The sequence below is a fragment of the Burkholderia sp. Ac-20392 genome (assembly GCF_017104585.1).
Classification (GTDB): domain Bacteria; phylum Pseudomonadota; class Gammaproteobacteria; order Burkholderiales; family Burkholderiaceae; genus Burkholderia; species Burkholderia lata.
In genome coordinates, this window is record NZ_JAAGPB010000698.1 from 1 (window position 1) to 3384 (window position 3384).

Genomic DNA, 3384 nt, shown 5'->3' on the forward strand with positions numbered 1-3384 from the left:
TAGGTGCGCGGAAGCGATTGCCCACCACAGCGCGAACGCGACGAGCGGCAGCACGAAGCCGCGCCAGTCGGGTGCATGCAGGCGGCGGGCGGTCGTGGCGGCAGGCGGGGTGACGTCAGGCGCGGCAGCAGAATGCGTCAAGGGTGGGACTCCTTCGGTTACGCAGGCAAGGCGGGGGACTCAGCCGCGGAACGCTGACGGCACGCCGCGGCGTAGCCGTGCTTCGAGCGCATCGAGCAGCCGGTTGATCAGCAGGCCGACCGCGCCGACGACGATCACGGCCGCCATCACGAGATCGAGCTGGAACAGTTGCCGCCCGTACACGATCAGGTAGCCGAGCCCTTCGGACGATGCGACGAGCTCGACGACGACGAGCGCGAGCCACGATTTCGTGAACGCGAGCCGCACGCCGGTCGCGAGCGTCGGGATCGCGGCGGGCAGCACGACGTGCACGATGCGTTGCCGCTGCGTGTAGCCGAATACGCGCGCGACTTCGTCGAGCGCGGGCGGTGCCTGGCGAAACCCTTGCAGCGTGCTCAGCGTGACGGGGACGAGCGCCGCATGCGCGATCAGCAGGTACTTGAGCGGTTCGCCGACGCCGACGAGCAGCAACAGGAACGGCAGCCAGCCGAGCACCGGAATCTGCACGAGCGCGTTGAAGCTCGGCAGCACGTAGGCTTCCAGCGTGCGCGACAGGCCGAGCGCAACGCCGGTTGCGAAGCCGAGCAGCGTGCCGGCGGCGAAGCCGATCAGCACGCGTTGCAGGCTGATCAGCGTGTGGCGCACGAGGTCACCGCTCGTCGCGAGATCCTCGAGTGCGTCGAACACGCGTTCGGGCGGCGGCAGGATTTGCGGTGCGATCCAGCCGCGTGCGCTGCCGACGCTCCACAGCGCGAACAGCAGCGCAGGCAGCAGCCACGGTGCGAGCCGCCACGACCACCGTTTCACTGCCGCCGCACGGTGCGGCGGCGCAGCCAGCGCGTGGCGCTCGGATGACGGGATGGAAAACGCGGTGTCGCTCATCGGGGCGGGTCCGGGTCAGGAAAGGGGCTTGCCGGCCGCGTCGTAGCGTTGCCAGTAGCTTTCGAGCTTCAGCGTGCGCAGCGCATTGTCGAGATACTTCGGCTCGAACCAGCCATCGACGTCGACCGGCTGGCGAATCAGCTTCAGCGCCAGCGCATCCTGCGCGACGGACTTGTAGCGCGCGACGACGAACGGATCGATCAGCGGCGACAAACGATCCTTCAGCCGCTGGTTCGCATAGTCGGCCTGCCACGACGAAACCGGCACGCCGCTTTTCGCCCACAGCTTGAACAGCGCATCGCGGTTCGCTTCGTCGGATGACCATTGCGCGCCCTTCACGAGCGCGTTGACGACGCGCTGCACGATGTCCGGATGCGCGCGCTCGAACTCGTCGAGCACGAGCAGGTGGGTCTGCCGCGTGAGTTGCGGGCCGTCGTTCTGCGATTCGTAGATGATCTTCGCGAGCCCCGCGTCGCGCAGCTTGTACAGCTGGTAGTCGCCTACCGACGCATCGATGCCCTTCGACGCGAGCGCGGCGAGCGAGCTTGCGGAGTCGAGGTTGATCACGCGCAGGTCGCGTTCGTTGAGGCCGTTCTTCGCGAGCGCATTGTCGGCGACGAGCTGCAGGTTCGTGCCGCGGAAGATCGACACGCGACGGTCCTTCAGGTCCTTGATCGAGCGGATGGTGGAGTCGGGCGGCACCGCGATCTTGACGCCGGAACGCACGCTCGCGGCGAGCAGCAGGCGGGTCTTGATCCCGTTCGCCCGTGCGAGCACGGCGGGCAGGTCGCCCTGGTACGCGAAGTCGAGCGCCTTGTTGGCGATCGCCTCGTTGACGGCCGGCCCCGCGCCCTTGAAGAACAGCCACTGCACCTTGATGCCGTCGGCCGCGAACTCCTTTTCGACCAGTTGCTGCAGCTGTGCGGTGGCGGCACTCGATCCGCCGAACGTCGGCGGATCGCCGGCGCCTTGCTGGGCGACGCCGATGCGGATGGTGGCGGGCTTGTCGGCGTGCGCGGCGACGGCCGGCAGCGCAATGAGGGAGGCGATCAGCAGTGAGCGAAGCAGGCGCAATGGAGGCATGAATCGACGAATCCGGAACGTTGGGGAGCGTGGCCGGGCCTCAGCCCGTCGGCGCATTCTCGATGACGGGCCGGGGCCGGACAAGAAACGAATTGAACTATGCTTATCGCCGTTTTCCGGGTTGCCGCGCCGGGCGTTTCGTTCTATCCCGATGAGAACGGCATTCACATGCATCTGACATTCAATCAGGATTCCAATCAAGTCGATTGAAGCCGGATGCGGAATATGGCAATGGCCGATTGGAAAGTCGCGATGAAGACGCGCGTGGATTCTCGCGGGAATCACTCGCCGAATCAGGGTGGAAAAAACCGGGGCGGGTAGTCGGGGAAGTGCGATGCGGGCCCGTCATGTTTGCCGGGACGGCAGGCCGGGCGCGGCGAGACGCGCGCAGGCGGCCCGGCCTGGAATACCGATAAATCGAATGGAAACAGGATCGGTAAATCACGCACTGCAACAGTCGCCATGCCTGTTCAGATTTACGAACCATTCGACATGTTGTGAGAAAAAATGACCGTAAATGAACCGTATGGATTTCATCGTTGCAGGGTGAAATCCATAAATGCATTCCGACGCCAAATAATTTGAATTCGCCTGAAAAATTGTCTATACCCTAGACGAATCAGCGCGGTTGCATCGTGTGCGGAATACCGCACCACGGATGCAGGCACGCAACGATCGAAGATGTCGTTGCCCACCGCGTGTTGCAGTGATCGAGAGGATTCCGGGGGATGCGAACGACCTCGTGCCAGGGTCGCGCGCATGTGTCGCAACGGGCGAATGTCCTGCGCAACCGCCGGAGCAACGGAGCGTCTTTGCGTTCAATGGTCGGTCATCGACCCCGTTACACGGAGGTTGCCATGCTGCAATACGTCAAGTCCCTGCTGCGTGACGAACGTGGCGTCAGCTCGCTCGAATACGCCGTGCTGGCCGGTATCGTCGTGGTCGCGCTGGCGGCGGTCGGCGTGATCCTCAGCAGCACCAGCGGCGGCTTGCCGAGCGTGTTCACGACGCTGATCAACAAGGTGACGAGCCTGATCTGATCCCCTGAACCCGCGCGCCACCGACGAACACCGGGATCCGCAGCGGTAGAACGTATCCGGCCGGGGCGTGTCGACGGACGGCTCTCCCATGCTCACGCTCGTGCAGTCGGTGGCCACGGTCCTGCTGGCCTCGCTCGCCGCGCAGGATCTGCGCGACCGGCGCCTGTCCAATCGCGGAGTGCTCGCGTTCGCGGCGCTGTATTTCGTCGCGGCGGCGCTCGCACGCGACGGGTTCGCG

Annotated in this window: 3 protein-coding genes; 1 reads left to right on the forward strand and 2 read right to left on the reverse strand. The window is 65.2% G+C overall.

The window, feature by feature from the left end; translation table 11 throughout:
- Window positions 1–180: 180 nt before the first annotated feature.
- Window positions 181–1023 (reverse strand): ABC transporter permease, encoded by an 843-nt coding sequence (locus G3N99_RS36965; RefSeq protein ID WP_206124830.1) that lies wholly within the window; start codon window positions 1021–1023, stop codon window positions 181–183.
- Window positions 1024–1038: 15 nt separating this feature from the next.
- A complete protein-coding gene (locus G3N99_RS36970) occupies window positions 1039–2106 on the reverse strand; it encodes an ABC transporter substrate-binding protein (protein ID WP_206124831.1) in 1068 nt (355 codons plus the stop codon).
- 857 nt (window positions 2107–2963) lie between these two features.
- On the opposite strand from G3N99_RS36970, the gene G3N99_RS36975 reads away from it, so the two are divergent.
- Window positions 2964–3146 carry a Flp family type IVb pilin gene (locus G3N99_RS36975; protein ID WP_041493341.1) on the forward strand — a complete coding sequence of 61 codons (183 nt, stop codon included), beginning with the start codon at window positions 2964–2966 and terminating at the stop codon, window positions 3144–3146.
- Window positions 3147–3384 lie beyond the last annotated feature (238 nt).